Below are 17,065 nucleotides of genomic sequence, written 5' to 3'. Positions count from 1 at the left end.
GGAGCAAGCTCCCTCGCCACATTGGGCTGTTTGTTGTCAGAGAGAATGCTTCAAGATGGTGCGTTTTTTGTGTCGTTTACCCCTGCCGCGGCGGGCGGAATGTGCTGTTAAAACGCGGGTCACAGCGGAAACGGCTGCGGCACCCGCTGAATCGGCTTGTTGACCGGGTTTTTCCGGCCTGCGTTTCACGCAAAGCGGCAGGCCAGAGCGGTCTCAGGCGCGCTTTTTCTGCTGTGCCACCGGTGCTTGGGCCAGGCGGGCAAACAGGTCCTTGGGGTCGGCAAGGTCCGGCACCAGTTCCAGTTCGCTGCCCACGTCCAGCGCCTTGGCCACGTCCAGTACGTAACGCAGGGCGGAGTAGTCTTCGATGGCAAAACCTACCGAGTCGAACAGGGTGACCTGGCGCGCGTTTTCGCGGCCTGGCGCCTGGCCGTTGATCACTTGCCACAGCTCGGTGACCGGCGAATCCTCCGGCATGTGCTGGATTTCACCTTCGATGCGGCTTTGTGGCTCGTACTCGACAATCACGCGGGCCCGTTCGACGATTCGTCGGTCCAGTTCGGTCTTGCCGGGGCAGTCGCCACCGACGGCATTCAGGTGCATGCCCGGTTCGATCATCTCGTCCGTGAGGATGGTGGCGTAGGCCTTGTCGGCGGTGACGGTGGTGACGATGTCGGCGCCTTTCACGGCTTCGGCCACGCTGCCTGCCAGGATCACCTTGATCGCCGGGAAGGCTTTGAGGTTGGCGGCCAGTTTGGCGGTGGCCTTGGCGTCGATGTCGAACAGGCGGATTTCAGTGATGCCCAGCATCGCGTGGAAGGCCAGGGCCTGGAACTCGCTCTGGGAGCCGTTGCCGATCAGCGCCATGCTGCGGCTGTTGTCCCGGGCCAGGTAGCGCGCCACCAGGGCCGAGGTGGCGGCCGTGCGGATCGCGGTGGTCAGGGTCATTTCCGCCAGCAGCACCGGTTTGCCGGTGTCCACATCACCCAGGGCGCCGAAGGCCATGACGGTGAGCATGCCGCTCTGGGTGTTTTTCGGGTGGCCGTTCACGTATTTGAAGGCGTACAGCGACGCGTCGGACACCGGCATCAGCTCGATCACGCCCTCGGGGGAATGGTTGGCCAGGCGTGCGCATTTTTCAAAGTCCTGCCAGCGCAGGTAGTCGGCGCGGATGTACTCGGCCATCTCGGTAATGCAGGTTTGCAGGCCTTTTTGCGAAACCAGGTAGCTCAAGTCGTTGACGTCGATATAGCGGGTCATGGGAAGACTCCTTATTGAAATGAGGGGCGGGCGGGCAGATGTACTTCCGCCAACATGCAGCGGGCACTGCCGCCGCCGATGCGTTCGATGTTGTCGATGTTCACCACCACCGGCCGGGTGTGACGCTCCACATGCTGACGCTGGGCGGGCTTGAGCGAGCCCCAGGCGCTGGCCGACATCACCAGCAGCGGCTGGCCGTCGCGGTCATGGACTTCGAGCATGTTGCCGGCGAAGGCTTCCAGCTGGTCGAAGTCCAGGGCGACGATGTCTTTGCCGGTGTCGCGCAGGGAGCGTTCAAGGGCCTGGCGCTCGTGGTCATCGGGCAGGGCTTGCAGGCACACCACGGAGAGGTCGCGGCCGACACTCATCATTACGTTGCTGTGGTAGATCGGCGCGTGGTGACGGTCGACGGCGTGGAATACGCAGACCTGGTAGTCCAGGCGTTCGGCGAACTGGCGCAGGGCATCCTGATGGGGCCGTCCGGAATGGCAGGCGTAGCTGATGCGGTGCTGGCGGTCGAGGACCATGCTGCCGGTGCCTTCGAGGAACATGTTCTGTTGTTCGAGGTGGCTGAAGTCGATGGTGTTGTGGATCGCGAAGCGTTGCTCCAGCACTTGCAGCACGCCTTTGTCGCGTTCCAGTCGTCGGTTCTGGCCTTCCATCGGGTACAGCACCAGGCTGCCATCGGCGTGGCTGCTCCACCAGTTGTTGGGGAAGATCGAATCCGGGGTATGGGGAGCGGCGGTGTCTTGTACCACCAGCACTTCCACGCCGTGGTGGCGCAGGGTGTCGACGTAGCCGTCGAACTCTTCCAGCGCTTTCTGCTGTGCGGCCAATGGGTCGAGCGGCGCGCGCTGGAAGCGGTTGTTGATCGCGGTGTCCGGGTTGAAGGCGAAGTGCGCCGGGCGGATCATCAGGACAGTGTTGGTGGTTTGCATGGGGGCACGGGTCCATGGGTTGGGCAGTGAGGCTATTTTGTGCGGTGTGAAGGAAGAATCCCGGCTGAAGTGAGGGGGTGGCTCAGCCGGGAAAGCTGAAAAGTGGGGTGGGGCAGCCGAATCGGCTGTGGAGGTGAGTGGAGATCAAAATGTGGGAGCGGGCTTGCTCGCGAAAGCGGTGGGTCAGTTAATAAATTCGGTGGCTGATACACCGCCTTCGCGAGCAAGCCCGCTCCCACATTGGTATTGTGTTGCCTGAGGTTTTTTGTCTGGATGGAGAAACCATGCCCACTGAAGTTCGTCTCGCCCAAACTACCGATGCCGAGGGCATCAGCCAGGTCATCCTGGCGGCCCTGCATGACAGCAACGCCCGGGATTATCCGGCGGATGTGATTGCGCGGGTGGCGAGCAACTTTACTCCCGAGGCTGTCGTGGCGTTGCTCGCGCGTCGAACGGTGCTGGTGGCCATTCAGGATGAGGTGATCGTTGCCACGGCGGCACTTGACGCCAATGTGGTGCGCTCGGTATTCGTCAATCCCGCGCTGCAAGGGCAGGGCATCGGGCGCTTGCTGATGATTGAAATCGAGCTGCGTGCCCGGGAAGCCGGGGTGACCATGTTGCATGTGCCGTCTTCCCTGACGGCAGAGCCGTTCTACACCAAGCTCGGTTTCCACACGGTGCGCGATGTCTACCATGGCAATGAACGCACGCTGGTGATGGAGAAGGCGTTGTCATCCCGCCATCCCATCGGCGTCTATCACGATCGGGCGCATCGGGCGCAGGTGGTGGCGTTGTGGCAGGCGGCGTTTGGTTATGACGCGGCGCATAACCTGCCGAGCCTGGCGATCGACAAGAAGCTGGCGGTCAACGATGGGTTGTTCTTCGTGGCCACCGACAAGAAGGCGGTGATCGGCACTATCCTAGCCGGCTACGACGGGCATCGTGGCTGGTTGTATTCAGTGGCGGTGCACAACGACTATCGCCGCCAGGGCCTGGGCGCCTCGTTGGTGCGGCATGCGGAGCAGGCGTTGACGGCGCTGGGTTGCATGAAGATCAACCTGCAGATCACCAGTGGCAATGACGCGGTGATGGGGTTTTATGAGGCGCTGGGTTATGGCGCGGAGCCGCGGATCAGCATGGGCAAGAAGATCCTGGAAAACATCCCGATGGATAAGGCCTGAAGCCCGGTTTTCCAAGCACTGAAAGCAAATGTGGGAGCGGGCTTGCTCGCGAATGCGGTGGATCAGCCAATAAATCTGTCGACTGACTTTCCGCTTTCGCGAGCAAGCCCGCTCCCACAGTTTGGTTTTGCAGTGTTGCTTAGACCTTGACGATCCAGCCCTCAGGCGCTTCGACGTCGCCGGACTGTACGCCAGTCAGCTCTTTGTAGAGCTTCTGGGTGACCGGGCCGACTTCTTTTTCGCTGTAGAACACGTGCAGCTTGTCTTTGTACTCGATGCCGCCGATCGGGGTGATCACGGCGGCGGTGCCGCAGGCGCCGGCTTCCTTGAAGTCCGACAGCTTGTCGATCAGCACGTCGCCTTCAACCACTTCCAGGCCCAGGCGGGATTTGGCCAGTTCGATCAGCGACAGGCGGGTGATGCCTGGCAACACCGACGGCGAGTTCGGGGTAACGAACTTGTTGTCGTGGGTGATCCCGAAGAAGTTGGCCGAGCCGACTTCTTCGATCTTCGAGTGGGTGGCCGGGTCGAGGTAGATGCAGTCGGCGAAGTTGGCTTTTTTCGCCAGGGAACCGGGCATCAGGCTGGCGGCGTAGTTGCCACCGACCTTGGCGGCGCCGGTGCCGTTGGGAGCCGCACGGTCGTAGCCGGAGATCAGGAAGTTGTGCGGGGTCAGGCCGCCCTTGAAGTAGGCGCCGACCGGGATGCAGAAGATCGAGAAGATGAATTCCGGCGCGGTGCGCACGCCGATGTTGTCGCCGGTGCCGATCACGAACGGGCGCAGGTACAGCGCGCCGCCGGTGCCGTACGGCGGGATGAACCGCTCGTTGGCGCGGACCACTTCCTTGCAGGCTTCGATGAAGGCGTCGGTCGGCACTTGTGGCATCAGCAGGCGGCCACAGCTGCGCTGCATGCGCGCGGCATTCTGGTCGGGGCGGAACAGGTTGATCGAACCGTCCTTGCAGCGGTAGGCCTTGAGGCCTTCAAAGCATTGCTGGCCGTAGTGCAGGGCGGTGGAGCCCTCGCTGATGTGCAGCACGTTGTCGTCGGTCAGGGTGCCTTTTTGCCACTCGCCGTCTTTCCAGGTCTGGAGGAAACGCTTGTCGGTCTTGATGTAGTCAAAACCCAGCTTGTCCCAATTGATGCTTTCGTTACCCATGACACCCTCTATCTTTTGTCAACCGCCTGGTCGAAGGCAGGCTTATGGTTTATTTCTGGATGGGCGCAACAATACTTCATTCTTGGCTTGTGTGGGAGCGGGCTTGCTCGCGAATGCGGCGTGTCATTCGATGCATTCGGTGCTGATCCACCGCTTTCGCGAGCAAGCCCGCTCCCACATTTGAACTTCGCCATTTTATAGATGCAATGCATGCCCCAGGGCCCGCAGGGCTGCTTCCTGTACCGCTTCGCCGAGGGTCGGGTGGGCGTGGATGGTGCCCGCCACGTCTTCCAGGCGTGAACCCATTTCCAGGCTCAGGCCGAAGGCCGTGGACAGTTCCGAGACGCCAACGCCTACCGCCTGCCAGCCGACGATCAGGTGATTGTCGCGGCGCGCCACTACCCGCACGAAGCCGGTTTTCGACTCCAGGGTCATGGCCCGGCCATTGGCGGCGAACGGGAAGCTCGACACGATGCAGTCCAGCCCGGCCGCCCTGGCTTCGTCCGGGGTCTTGCCGACCACTACCAGTTCGGGGTCGGTGAAGCACACCGCCGGGATCGCGGCCGGGTTGAATTCGCGGGATTTACCGCTGATCAGTTCGGCGACCATTTCGCCCTGGGCCATGGCCCGGTGGGCGAGCATCGGTTCACCGCTGAGGTCGCCGATGGCCCACACATTGCGCATGCTGGTCTGGCAACGGCTGTCGATCTTGATCGCCGAGCCGTTCATGTCCAGGTTCAAGGCTTCGAGGTTCCAGCCCTGGGTGTTGGGTTTGCGACCAACGGCAACCAGCACCTGGTCGGTTTCCAGCGACAGCGTCTCGCCGCTGGGGTCACGCACTTGCAGGGTGTTGTGCTCAAAACCGCTGACGCTGTGTTTCAGGAACACCTTCACCCCCAGTTGCTTCAGGGATTCGGCCACCGGTTGGGTCAGTTCGGCGTCGTAGGCCGGCAAAATCCGGTCCTGGGCCTCAACAACGCTGACCTCTGCACCGAGCTTGCGATAGGCAATCCCCAATTCCAGGCCAATGTAGCCGCCGCCCACCACGATCAAGCGTTTCGGGATGCGTTTCGGCGCCAGGGCTTCGGTGGAGGAGATGATCGGCCCGCCAATCGGCAGCATCGGCAGGTTGACACTTTTCGAGCCGGTGGCCAGCAACAGGTGTTCACACTGGATGCGCTGGTCGCCGACATCGACGGTCTTGCCGTCCACGACCTTGGCCCAGCCCTGGATGACCTGGACCTTGTGTTTTTTCAGCAGCGCGGCTACGCCGGTGGTCAGGCGGTCGACGATGCCGTCTTTCCATTCAACGCTTTTGCCGATGTCCAGGGTCGGCACATCGACTTCGATACCCAACGGCGAACCCTGGCTGTGGTGCACGGTTTGCTGGAACTGTTCGGCGACATGGATCAGCGCCTTGGACGGAATGCAGCCGATGTTCAGGCAGGTGCCGCCCAGCGATTGGCCTTCCACCAGGATGGTCGGGATGCCCAGCTGGCCGGCGCGAATCGCTGCCACGTAACCGCCTGGCCCACCGCCGATGATCAGCAGCGTGGTGTGCAATGTTTGAGACATGGGTTACTCCAGGAACAGGCTGGCGGGTTGTTCGAGCAGGCCACGGATGGCCTGGATGAATTGCGCCGCGTCCATGCCATCGACCACCCGGTGATCGAAGGAGCTGGAGAGGTTCATCATCTTGCGGATCACGATCTGGCCCTTGATCACCATCGGCCGCTCGACAATGCGGTTGACCCCGACGATGGCCACTTCCGGCAGGTTCAGCACCGGGGTGCTGACAATCCCGCCCAACGCACCGAGGCTGGTCAGGGTGATGCTCGAGCCCGACAGCTCATCGCGACTGGCCTTGCCATTGCGCGCCGCATTCGCCAAGCGATTGATTTCTTGCGCCGTGCCCCACAGGTCGCGGGCTTCGGCGTGACGCACCACCGGCACCATCAGGCCGACATCGCTCTGGGTGGCGACACCCACATGCACCGCGCCGAGGCGGGTGATGACCTGGGCTTCGTCGTCATAACGCGCGTTGATCTGCGGATAGTCGCGCAATGCGACGACCATGGCCCGCACCAGGAACGGCAGCAGGGTCAGCTTGCCGCGGGTAGCGCCGTGTTTCTCGTTGAGGTGCACGCGCAACTCATCGAGGGCGGTGACGTCGATCTCTTCCACATAGCTGAAATGCGCGGCGCGCCGGGTGGCGTCCTGCATGCGCTGGGCGATCTTGCGGCGCATGCCGATCACCGGGATTTGCTGCTCGTCGTTGCGTTCGGCGTACGGGTTGGAGGCCCCGGAATTTTTCGCCGGACCCTGGAGCAAGTAAGCGTCCAGATCTTCATGCAGAATCCGGCCGGCCGGGCCGGAGCCCTGGACCAGTCGTAGCTGGATGCCAGCATCCAGCGCATGTTTGCGCACGGCCGGGGAGGCCAGCGGGCGGTCATCGGCCTCGCGGGCCACGGGCGCTTGCGCAGCCGCCACCGCAGGTTTGGCTGCCGGTTTGGGTTCAACCACCGGCGCGGCCCTGGCTTCGACTTTCGGTGCAGGAGCCGGTGCCGGCGCGACCTCTTCAACCACCGCCGACAACGCCGACTCCCTGGTATTGCCCGCGCCTTCCACTTCGATACTGATCAAAATACTGCCCACCGCCATAACTTCCCCCGGCTCGCCGCCGAGGGAAATCACCTTGCCGTGCACCGGCGACGGAATGTCCACCATGGCCTTGTCGGTCATCACGTCCGCCAGCACCTGGTCTTCTACCACCAGGTCGCCGACCTTGACGTGCCATACCGACAATTCAACTTCTGCGATGCCTTCGCCAATGTCCGGCATCTTGATAACGTGCGTGCCCATTCAGACCTCCATAACCCGATGCAAAGCCGCGCCCACACGGGTCGGGCCAGGGAAATACGCCCACTCTTGCGCGTGGGGATACGGGGTATCCCAACCGGTGACGCGCTCGATCGGCGCTTCCAGGTAGTGGAAGCAATGCTCCTGCACCAGCGCCACCAGCTCGGCGCCGAACCCGCAGGTACGGGTGGCTTCGTGAACGATCACGCAGCGACGGGTTTTCTTCACGGAATTGACGATGGTTTCCAGGTCCAGCGGCCACAGGCTGCGCAGGTCGATGACTTCAGCGTCGATGCCGGTTTCTTCGGCGGCGACTTGCGACACATACACCGTGGTGCCGTAGGTGAGGATGGTCACGTCCTTGCCCGGGCGGGCGATGGCGGCCACATCCAGCGGCACGGTGTAGTAACCGTCCGGCACCTGCGCTTGCGGGTGTTTCGACCACGGGGTTACCGGGCGGTCGTGGTGGCCGTCGAACGGGCCGTTATACAGGCGCTTGGGTTCGAGGAAGATCACCGGGTCATCGTTCTCGATGGAGGCGATCAGCAGGCCCTTGGCGTCGTACGGGTTGGACGGCATCACCGTGCGCAGGCCGCAGACCTGGGTGAACACCGCTTCAATACTCTGGCTGTGGGTCTGGCCGCCGTAGATGCCGCCGCCGCAGGGCATGCGCATGGTCAGCGGTGCCGTGAACTGGCCGGCCGAGCGATAACGCAGGCGGGCGGCTTCGGAAATGATCTGGTCGGTGGCAGGGTACACGTAGTCGGCGAACTGAATCTCGGCCACCGGCCGCAGGCCATAGGCGCCCATGCCGACCGCCACGCCGACGATCCCGCTTTCGGAGATCGGTGCGTCGAACACCCGCGAGGTGCCGTACTTGTTCTGCAGGCCTTCGGTGCAGCGGAACACGCCGCCGAAGTAACCGACGTCCTGGCCGAACACCACCACATTGTCGTCTCGCTCAAGCATCACATCCATGGCCGAGCGCAAGGCCTGGATCATGGTCATGGTCGTGGTGGTCATGGCAGTTTCCAGCTCGATATTGTTGTTGTGATCGTTCATGTCAGATCCCCAACTCTTGACGCTGGCGCTTCAAGTGCTCCGGCATCTCTTTATAAACGTCTTCGAACATGGTCGCGGCGCTTGGAATCTGGCCACCGGCCAGGGTGCCGTACTGTTCGGCTTCTTTCTGGGCCTTGAGCACTTCGGCTTCAAGTTCGGCACTGACCGCCGCGTGTTCCTCTTCGGACCACTGACGAATCTTGATCAGGTGCTGCTTGAGGCGGGCAATCGGGTCGCCCAGCGGGAAGTGGCTCCAGTCGTCGGCGGGACGGTATTTGGACGGGTCATCGGAGGTGGAGTGCGGGCCGGCACGGTAGGTCACCCATTCGATCAGGGTCGGGCCCAGGTTGCGGCGGGCGCGTTCGGCGGCCCAGGCGGAGGCGGCGTACACCGCGACAAAGTCGTTGCCGTCCACCCGCAGGGAGGCGATGCCGCAACCCACGCCGCGTCCGGCAAAGGTCGTGGCTTCACCGCCGGCGATGGCCTGGAAGGTGGAGATCGCCCACTGGTTATTCACTACGTTAAGGATGACCGGCGCCCGGTACACGTGGGCGAAGGTGAGGGCGGTGTGGAAGTCGGACTCAGCGGTGGCGCCGTCGCCGATCCAGGCCGAGGCAATCTTGGTATCGCCCTTGATGGCCGAGGCCATGCCCCAGCCCACGCCTTGTACGAATTGGGTGGCGAGGTTGCCGGAAATCGTGAAGAAGCCGGCATCTTTTACCGAGTACATGATCGGCAACTGGCGGCCCTTGAGCGGGTCGCGCTCGTTGGACAGCAGTTGGCAGATCAGGTCTACCAGCGGCACTTCCCGGGCCATCAGGATGCTTTGCTGGCGGTAGGTGGGGAAGCACATGTCGTCGATGTTCAAGGCCAGGGCCTGGGCGCTGCCGATGGCTTCTTCGCCGAGGCTTTGCATGTAGAACGACATCTTCTTCTGACGCTGGGCGACCACCATGCGGTTGTCGAAGATCCGCGTCTTGAGCATGGCGCGCATGCCCTTGCGCAGAATCTCGACTGGCACGCCTTCAGCCCATGGGCCGAGGGCCTGGCCCTGATCGTCGAGCACGCGAATCAGGCCCTTGGCCAGGTCGGCGGTGTCGGCGGGTTCTACGTCAATCGGAGGTTTGCGCACCAGGCCAGCGTCAGTCAGGCGCAGGTAGGTAAAGTCGGTCTTGCAGCCTGGGCGGCCCGAGGGTTCGGGAACGTGCAGGCGCAGTGGTTCGTACTGCTGAGTCATGGCTTTCTACGCTCTATCTTGTGAATTTCTTGTAGTGGGCGCGGTAGCTGACAGTCCTTCTTCGGGTAGAAGAAATCTTGTCCTACAACAATCATAGGCTCGGCTCAGGAGAATATTTATCTCTGTTTCGTTGCGTTGGAGATCATTTGGGGATAAAAAAACTGCATAAACATAATAAACAGGTGGTTTTGTCTCATGCGCAAACTGGACCGTATCGATATCGGCATTCTGAACGCCCTTCAGGAGAACGCCCGCATCACCAACGCCGACCTGGCCCGCTCGGTCAACCTGTCGCCCACGCCGTGTTTCAACCGGGTCAAGGCCATGGAAGAACTGGGGCTGATTCGCGACCAGGTGACGCTGCTGGACGCCGACCTGCTGGGGCTGCACGTCAATGTGTTCATCCACGTCAGCCTGGAAAAGCAGAACGAATTGGCATTGCAGCAATTCGAAGGGGCGATTTCGGATCGCCCCGAAGTGATGGAGTGTTACCTGATGGCCGGCGACCCCGATTATCTGATTCGGGTGCTGGTGCCGACCATCCAGTCCCTGGAGCGTTTCATGATGGACTTCCTGACCAAAGTCCCGGGTGTCGCCAACATCCGCTCCAGCTTTGCCCTCAAGCAAGTGCGCTACAAGACCGCACTGCCGCTACCGGCCAACGGCATCAACCTCGGCTAACGAACGACACAAAACAAATGTGGGAGCGGGCTTGCTCGCGAATGGGGAGTGTCAGTCACCGAAAATATAGACTGATACACCGCATTCGCGAGCAAGCCCGCTCCCACATTTTGTAGTGCATTTCAAAGCTGGTTGAGGGGAATCTTCAAATAAACCACCCCATTTCCTTCCGCCGGCGGCATCACCCCGGCCCGCACATTCACCTGAATCGCCGGCAACAACAGCGTCGGCATGCCCAACCCGGCATCCCGCGTGGTGCGCATCTCGACAAACGCCGCCTCATCCACCCCGTCATGCACATGAATATTCCCCGCCCGCTGTTCAGACACCGTGGTCAGGCACTTGGCTGCGCGGCCTTCGGGCGGATAGTCATGGCACACATAAAGGCGGGTTTCAGGCGCGAAGGCCAACAACTTGCGCATCGATGCATACAGCTGGCGCGCATCCCCACCAGGGAAATCGCAGCGCGCCGTGCCCACATCCGGCATGAACAGCGTGTCGCCCACCAGAATCAACTGGTCATCAATCAGGTAAGCCATATCCGCCGGCGTATGCCCCGGCACATGCAGCGCCTGGGCCTTCAGGTTGCCGATGTGAAACACCTCATCCGGCGCAAACAGATGGTCGAACTGCGACCCATCCACCCGAAACTCCGCCTCCAGGTTGAACAGGTTCTTGAACACTCCCTGCACCTTGCTGATGGACTGGCCAATCGCGATCTTGCCCCCCAGCTGGCGACGCAAATAAGGCGCAGCCGACAGATGATCCGCATGGGCGTGGGTTTCCAGCAACCACTGCACCTGCAAGCCATGCTCGCGCACAAACGCGATCACCTTGTCCGCCTGGCCGGTGCCGGTGCGTCCGGAGGCCGGGTCGTAGTTGAGCACCGAATCAACGATGGCGCATGGGCCACCGTCCGTTTCATAGACGACGTAGGTGTAGGTCGACGACGCCTCGTCCAGAAAGGATTGAATCAACGCTGACATGAAGGGTTTCCCAGATAGCTAATGGCGACTTACATTCAGTTAGGTTTCCACATAACCTTGTGAGCTTAAGTGAATTAAAGGACCCGAGGCAAAGGATGGCATCGTGGTGGCAAACAGCTAGGGCGTGGTGCCATACGGCAACGACCCTTGCGTGCATTAACTGAAAAAGGCCATAGACCATGAACGACCAACACTGGGGACCTACCATCAGTGGCGATATCGTTGTCATCGGTGGCGGCTCGGCAGGCATCGGCCTGCTGGCCAGCCTGCTCAAGCGCGACCCGCACCTGAACATCATCCTGATCGAGCCCAGCGACCACCACTACTACCAGCCGGCCTGGACCCTGGTGGGCGGTGGGGCTTATGACGTTACCAGGACCGTGCGCCCCATGGCCGACGTGCTGCCCAACGGCGTCACCTGGATCCAGGCCGCGGTCAGCGAATTAGTGCCCGACGAGCAAACCCTGGTGCTCGACAGCGGCCAGCGCGTCAGCTGGAAGAACCTCATCGTGTGCCCGGGCCTGCGCCTGGCCTGGGAGAAGATCGAAGGCCTGCAAGAGACCCTCGGCCGGTATGGCGTAACGTCCAACTACAGCTATGAGCACGCCGCCTACACCTGGCAACTGGTGCAGCAACTCAAAAATGGCAAGGCGATCTTTACCCAACCGGCCATGCCGATCAAATGTGCCGGCGCTCCGCAAAAAGCCATGTACCTGTCGTGCGATCACTGGCTCCGCCAGGGTGACCTGAAAAACATCAAGGTCGAATTCAACCTGGCTGGTGCCGCCTTGTTCGGCGTGCCGACCTTCGTGCCGCCGCTGATGAAGTACGTTGAAAAGTACTCGGCGCAACTGGCATTCAACTCCAACCTGGTCAAGGTCGACGGCCCCGCGCGCAAGGCCTGGTTCGAAATCAAGGACGCCGAAGGCAATGTGCGCGTCGAAGAGAAAACCTTCGACCTGCTGCACGTCGTCCCGCCACAGGTCTCGCCGGACTTCATTCGGCACAGCCCCCTGGCCGATGCCGCCGGCTGGTGCGAAGTGAATCCCCAGAGCCTGCAACACCTGCGCTACCCGCACATCTTCGGCCTGGGCGATGTGTGTTCCACCACCAACGCCAAGACCGCCGCGGCGGTGCGCAAGCAAATCGTGGTGGTGGCGGAAAACCTGCTGGCCCTGCGCAGACAGGCACCGTTGCCCCTCAAGTACGACGGCTATGGCTCCTGCCCGCTGACCGTGGAGAAGGGCAAGGTGGTGCTGGCCGAGTTCGGCTATGGCGGCAAGTTGCTGCCGACCTTTCCCCTCGACCCGACTGTGGCGCGGCGTTCGGCGTGGTTCCTCAAGGCGAGTTTCCTGCCGTGGTTCTACTGGAACGGCATGCTCAAGGGCCGCGAGTGGCTGACCCGTCTGGCCAAGGTGGATTGAGGCAACCCTATGCTGCTGGCAAGTTTTCTGGGCGTGTTGATGGGGTTGGTCATGGGCTTGACCGGTGCCGGAGGCGGCATTCTTGGTGTCCCGGCCCTGGTATTGGGGCTGGGGTTGACCATGACCCAGGCCGCGCCCGTATCGTTGTTCGCGGTGGGCGCGGCCGCTGCCGTGGGGGCTGTCGACGGTTTGCGCCATGGCCTGGTGCGTTACCGCGCGGCGCTGCTGATTGCGCTGCTCGGCGCGCTGTTTTCGCCGCTGGGAGTGTTCTTCGCCCACCAGATGTCGGAGAAAGTCCTGATGGGCCTGTTCAGTGCGCTGATGGTGCTGGTGGCCTGGCGCATGCTGCAACGGGAGAAGCTTGAGGCCGGGCCGAGCGACCACGGCACCGCGTCGTGGGGCCAGAAGAACTGCATGCTCGACCAGCAGACCGGGCGCTTTTCCTGGACCGCCAAATGCACCGCCACCCTGGCAGCACTCGGCGCAGTGACCGGTGCGGTGTCGGGGTTGCTCGGCGTGGGCGGCGGCTTCCTGATCGTACCGGCCTTCAAGCAACTGACCGATGTGCAGATGCGCGGCATCGTCGCCACCTCGCTGATGGTGATCAGCCTGATCTCGTTGATCGGTGTGATCGGCGCGTTTCATGCCGGGGTCAGTATCGAGCCGATGGGCTGGGTGTTTATCGGTTCGAGCATTGTCGGCATGTTGGCGGGGCGGCGCCTGTGCTCGGTGATCAAGGCGCGCACCTTGCAGGTGGGTTTTGCCACCCTGTGTGTGCTGGTGGCGGCGGGCATGCTGTTTCGGGCCCTCATTCAGGTGCCTTGAAATGCGGTCAGCATCCCGCCCCTACGGGTATCAGCGCCGCAGGTAGGCACCAAAGTCGATGTCCCCGGCGCTGAGAATCGCCTGCACCCGATTGTGCACGTTCAACTTGCGCAGGATCGCCGAGACATGGGCCTTCACCGTGGTCTCGGCAATCTCCAGGCTATAGGCGATTTGCTTGTTCGAGTCACCCTTGGTCATCCGCTCCAGCACCAGCAATTGCTTGCGGGTCAGGGCCTGCAGCAGCTCCGGCGCAAGCCCCAGGCAATCATTCATGCGGCGTTGCCCGCCGATTTTCTGGCTGCGAATAATCTCCGGCGGCAAATACACATTGCCGTTGAGAATCTGTTGGATTGCCTCGGTCATCTGCAGCCTGGGCGAGGACTTGGTGATGAACCCCACCGCGCCATAGGTGATGGCTTGCAGCACGACCTGCTTGTCCTGCTCGGCAGACACGATCACCACCGGAATCGTCGGCGACTCGTTGCGCAGGTTGATCAGGCCATTGAGGCCGTGCATGCCCGGCATGTTCAGGTCCAGCAGGATCAGATCCAGGTCGTCGTGCTCCTGGCTCAGGGCCAGGGCGCTGTCCAGGTCGCCGGTTTCCATCACTTCGCTGCCCGGGAACCCGTCGCTGATGACGTTGTGGATCGCCTCGCGAAACAGTGGGTGATCGTCGGCTATCAGAATTTTGTACATGGACGTTCGCCTTATTATTTTTGCTTATTCAAGCAGGTCCGATCCATAGGGTCATGCGCCCATTACATGCCAGTCTCGATGCCTTGGGAATGCGACGATAGAGAGGGGAATCAGTACCAAAGTAGTAGATCGTGCCGTACGTCGCGGTTTCAGCGCCCCCCATTGGTCTGATTGCAATCAGTGTCGGATGGGTTAGTGTGGAGCGCATCTTCCAGAATAATAAAAACAGGCTTACCAATGAGCCCGAACCTGAGTCTCCTGCGTAAATTCGTTTCCCCTGAAATCATCTTTGGCGCCGGCTGCCGGCACAACGTAGGCAACTACGCCAAGACCTTTGGCGCGCGCAAGGTGTTGGTGGTGAGTGATCCCGGCGTGGTTGCTGTCGGCTGGGTGGCCGATGTCGAGGCCAGCCTGCAAGCGATCGGCATCGACTACTGCCTGTACACCGCCGTTTCGCCCAACCCCCGGGTTGAAGAGGTGATGCTCGGCGCCGAGGTCTACCGTGAAAACCATTGCGACGTGATCGTCGCCGTCGGTGGCGGCAGCCCGATGGACTGCGGCAAGGCCATCGGCATCGTGGTCGCCCATGGCTGCAGCATCCTCGACTTCGAAGGCGTCGACACCATCCGCGTGCCGAGCCCGCCGCTGATCCTGATCCCGACTACCGCGGGCTCCTCGGCGGATGTCTCGCAGTTCGTGATCATTTCCAACCAGCAGGAGCGCATGAAGTTCTCCATCGTCAGCAAGGCGGTGGTGCCCGATGTTTCACTGATCGACCCGGAAACCACGGCGAGCATGGACCCGTTTCTCTCGGCCTGTACCGGCATCGATGCGCTGGTGCATGCCATCGAGGCCTTCGTGTCCACCGGCCACGGCCCGCTGACCGATCCCCACGCGCTGGAAGCCATGCGCCTGATCAATGGCAACCTGGTGCAGATGATCGCCAACCCCGGCGACATCGCCCTTCGGGAGAAAATCATGCTGGGCAGCATGCAGGCCGGGCTGGCGTTTTCCAACGCGATCCTCGGCGCGGTGCATGCCATGTCCCACAGCCTTGGCGGCTTTCTCGACCTGCCCCATGGCCTGTGTAACGCAGTGCTGGTGGAACATGTGGTGGCGTTCAACTACAGCGCGGCACCGGAGCGTTTCAAGGTGATTGCCGAGACCTTCGGCATTGATTGCCGGGGCCTCAACCACCGGCAAATCTGCGGCCGGCTGGTGGACCATTTGATCGCGTTGAAGCATGCGATCGGCTTCCATGAAACCCTCGGCCTGCATGGGATTCGAGTGGCGGACATTCCCTTTCTGTCGCAGCACGCCATGCACGACCCGTGCATCCTTACCAACCCGCGTGAGTCCAGCCAGCGTGACGTCGAGGTCGTCTATGGCGAAGCTCTCTGACGATCAGCAACGGGCACTCGCGGGGCTGCTGGGGCTGGGCAACCACTCGGCGCGCAAGAGTCATTACCCCGAACTGACCGCGCGCCTCGACGAGCTGGAAGCCGAGCGCAATCGCTACATCCGCCTCAACGACGAATTGGAACAGCGGGTCGCGGCGCGTACCGACGAGTTGCTGGAAGCCAACCGCAACCTGCAACAGCAAATCGCCCAGCGCGAGAAGATCGAGCAGGACCTGCGCGATGCCCGGGATGCCGCCCAGGCCGCCAACCGCAGCAAGGACAAATACCTTGCCGCCGCCAGTCATGACCTGCTGCAACCCCTCAACGCCGCACGCTTGCTGATTTCCACCCTGCGCGAGCGCAACTTGCCCAGCGTCGAACACGTGTTGGTGGAGCGCACCCATCAGGCCCTGGAAGGCGCCGAGGATTTGCTCACCGACTTGCTGGACATTTCCCGACTCGATCAAGCGGCGGTCAAGCCGGACATCGCCCTGTACCGTCTCGACGAACTGTTCGCACCGCTGGTCTCGGAATTCCAGTCGGTGGCCGCGGCGTCCGGGCTGAACCTGCGGGCGCGTACAGGCCATTACGCAATCAACACCGACCTGCGGCTGGTGACGCGGATCCTGCGCAATTTCCTCAGCAACGCCTGCCGCTACACGAGCGCGGGCTCCATCCTGCTGGGCGCCCGCCGCCGGGGTGAGCGGTTGCGCCTGGAGGTGTGGGACACCGGGCGCGGAATTGCGGCGGACCGTCTGGACGCCATCTTCCTGGAGTTCAATCAACTGGACGTGGGCCGCGCCGCCGACCGCAAGGGGGTGGGACTGGGGTTGGCGATTGTCGAGCGTATCGCCGAGGTCCTCGGTTATCCGGTGGCGGTGCGTTCGTGGCCGGGGCGCGGTTCGATGTTCAGCATCGAAGTCCCCATCAGCGAGGACATGCCGCTGCCCATCAGTGTGGTGGCCGCGCAACCGAGCACCGGCAACCCGTTGCCGGGGAGGCGGCTGCTGGTGCTGGACAACGAAGTCGGCATCCTCGACAGCATGAGCGCGCTGCTTGGGCAGTGGGGCTGCGAGGTGGTCACTGCGACCGATCAGGCCGGCGCACTGGTTGCGTTGCAGGGCAGGGCACCGGAGCTGATTCTCGCGGACTATCACCTGGACCATGGCGTGGTGGGCTGTGAGGTCGTGCACCAGTTGCGCGAGCATTTTGGCTGCAGGATTCCGGCAGTGATTATCACCGCCGACCGCACCGACCAATGCCGCCGTGCATTGCAGCGCCTGGACGTGCCATTGCTGAACAAGCCGGTCAAGCCCGGCAAGTTGCGAGCGGTGTTGACCCAGTTATTGGCCTAGCC

At 62.1% G+C, this 17,065-nt stretch carries 15 protein-coding genes; 6 read left to right on the top strand and 9 right to left on the bottom strand.

Going from position 1 to position 17,065, the window contains the following annotated elements; genetic code table 11:
• Nucleotides 1-213: 213 nt before the first annotated feature.
• Complete coding sequence (locus QF039_RS18310; RefSeq protein ID WP_003212869.1) at nucleotides 214-1,260, bottom strand: ornithine cyclodeaminase; 1,047 nt, start codon at nucleotides 1,258-1,260, stop codon at nucleotides 214-216.
• 11 nt (nucleotides 1,261-1,271) lie between these two features.
• On the bottom strand, nucleotides 1,272-2,198 hold the full coding sequence (gene ctlX, locus QF039_RS18305; protein WP_307519905.1) for a citrulline utilization hydrolase CtlX: 927 nt from the start codon (nucleotides 2,196-2,198) through the stop codon (nucleotides 1,272-1,274).
• A 284-nt stretch (nucleotides 2,199-2,482) separates the two neighbouring features.
• On the opposite strand from ctlX, the gene QF039_RS18300 reads away from it, so the two are divergent.
• Entirely contained in the window at nucleotides 2,483-3,379 is an 897-nt protein-coding gene (locus tag QF039_RS18300) for a GNAT family acetyltransferase (protein WP_307519903.1), read from the top strand.
• 139 nt (nucleotides 3,380-3,518) lie between these two features.
• Here QF039_RS18300 and QF039_RS18295 read toward each other — a convergent pair whose 3' ends face one another.
• The 5 genes from QF039_RS18295 to QF039_RS18275 all read right to left on the bottom strand — a co-directional run bounded on the left by QF039_RS18295 (nucleotide 3,519) and on the right by QF039_RS18275 (nucleotide 9,696).
• Entirely contained in the window at nucleotides 3,519-4,538 is a 1,020-nt protein-coding gene (locus QF039_RS18295) for a branched-chain amino acid aminotransferase (RefSeq protein ID WP_003212864.1), read from the bottom strand.
• A 195-nt stretch (nucleotides 4,539-4,733) separates the two neighbouring features.
• The gene (lpdA, locus tag QF039_RS18290; RefSeq protein WP_177021068.1) at nucleotides 4,734-6,113 is read right to left on the bottom strand and encodes a dihydrolipoyl dehydrogenase; all 1,380 of its coding nucleotides are present in this window, start codon (nucleotides 6,111-6,113) and stop codon (nucleotides 4,734-4,736) included.
• Nucleotides 6,114-6,116: 3 nt separating this feature from the next.
• Nucleotides 6,117-7,400, bottom strand: a complete 1,284-nt coding sequence (locus tag QF039_RS18285; protein WP_307519900.1) for a dihydrolipoamide acetyltransferase family protein — start codon at nucleotides 7,398-7,400, stop codon at nucleotides 6,117-6,119.
• Complete coding sequence (locus tag QF039_RS18280) at nucleotides 7,401-8,459, bottom strand: alpha-ketoacid dehydrogenase subunit beta (RefSeq protein ID WP_003212859.1); 1,059 nt, start codon at nucleotides 8,457-8,459, stop codon at nucleotides 7,401-7,403.
• A 1-nt stretch (nucleotide 8,460) separates the two neighbouring features.
• Nucleotides 8,461-9,696 carry a 3-methyl-2-oxobutanoate dehydrogenase (2-methylpropanoyl-transferring) subunit alpha gene (locus QF039_RS18275; RefSeq protein WP_307519897.1) on the bottom strand — a complete coding sequence of 412 codons (1,236 nt, stop codon included), beginning with the start codon at nucleotides 9,694-9,696 and terminating at the stop codon, nucleotides 8,461-8,463.
• 195 nt (nucleotides 9,697-9,891) lie between these two features.
• On the opposite strand from QF039_RS18275, the gene bkdR reads away from it, so the two are divergent.
• Nucleotides 9,892-10,377: a Bkd operon transcriptional regulator BkdR gene (gene bkdR / locus QF039_RS18270; protein ID WP_003212855.1), complete on the top strand. Its 486-nt coding sequence runs from the start codon at nucleotides 9,892-9,894 to the stop codon at nucleotides 10,375-10,377.
• Nucleotides 10,378-10,499: 122 nt separating this feature from the next.
• Here bkdR and QF039_RS18265 read toward each other — a convergent pair whose 3' ends face one another.
• Entirely contained in the window at nucleotides 10,500-11,363 is an 864-nt protein-coding gene (locus QF039_RS18265) for an MBL fold metallo-hydrolase (RefSeq protein ID WP_307519895.1), read from the bottom strand.
• 179 nt (nucleotides 11,364-11,542) lie between these two features.
• Between QF039_RS18265 and QF039_RS18260 the strand changes: the two genes are divergently transcribed.
• Both QF039_RS18260 and QF039_RS18255 read left to right on the top strand, forming a co-directional pair.
• Nucleotides 11,543-12,787 carry an FAD/NAD(P)-binding oxidoreductase gene (locus QF039_RS18260; RefSeq protein ID WP_307519893.1) on the top strand — a complete coding sequence of 415 codons (1,245 nt, stop codon included), beginning with the start codon at nucleotides 11,543-11,545 and terminating at the stop codon, nucleotides 12,785-12,787.
• A 9-nt stretch (nucleotides 12,788-12,796) separates the two neighbouring features.
• Complete coding sequence (locus QF039_RS18255) at nucleotides 12,797-13,612, top strand: sulfite exporter TauE/SafE family protein (protein WP_003207794.1); 816 nt, start codon at nucleotides 12,797-12,799, stop codon at nucleotides 13,610-13,612.
• 30 nt (nucleotides 13,613-13,642) lie between these two features.
• Here QF039_RS18255 and QF039_RS18250 read toward each other — a convergent pair whose 3' ends face one another.
• Nucleotides 13,643-14,308: a response regulator transcription factor gene (locus QF039_RS18250; protein ID WP_063028558.1), complete on the bottom strand. Its 666-nt coding sequence runs from the start codon at nucleotides 14,306-14,308 to the stop codon at nucleotides 13,643-13,645.
• 237 nt (nucleotides 14,309-14,545) lie between these two features.
• Here QF039_RS18250 and ercA point away from each other — a divergent pair, with 237 nt between their 5' ends.
• Together ercA and QF039_RS18240 are read left to right on the top strand one after the other, a co-directional pair.
• The gene (gene ercA / locus QF039_RS18245; protein WP_003207798.1) at nucleotides 14,546-15,709 is read left to right on the top strand and encodes an alcohol dehydrogenase-like regulatory protein ErcA; all 1,164 of its coding nucleotides are present in this window, start codon (nucleotides 14,546-14,548) and stop codon (nucleotides 15,707-15,709) included.
• Complete coding sequence (locus QF039_RS18240; RefSeq protein WP_003207799.1) at nucleotides 15,693-17,063, top strand: hybrid sensor histidine kinase/response regulator; 1,371 nt, start codon at nucleotides 15,693-15,695, stop codon at nucleotides 17,061-17,063. The genes ercA and QF039_RS18240 overlap by 17 nt, the downstream gene beginning before the upstream one ends.
• Nucleotides 17,064-17,065: the final 2 nt, after the last annotated feature.

The organism is Pseudomonas sp. W2I6 (assembly GCF_030815935.1).
Classification (GTDB): Bacteria; Pseudomonadota; Gammaproteobacteria; order Pseudomonadales; family Pseudomonadaceae; genus Aquipseudomonas.
Note: the sequence above shows the minus strand (reverse complement) of the source record. Positions and strands in the feature narration are given on the sequence as shown.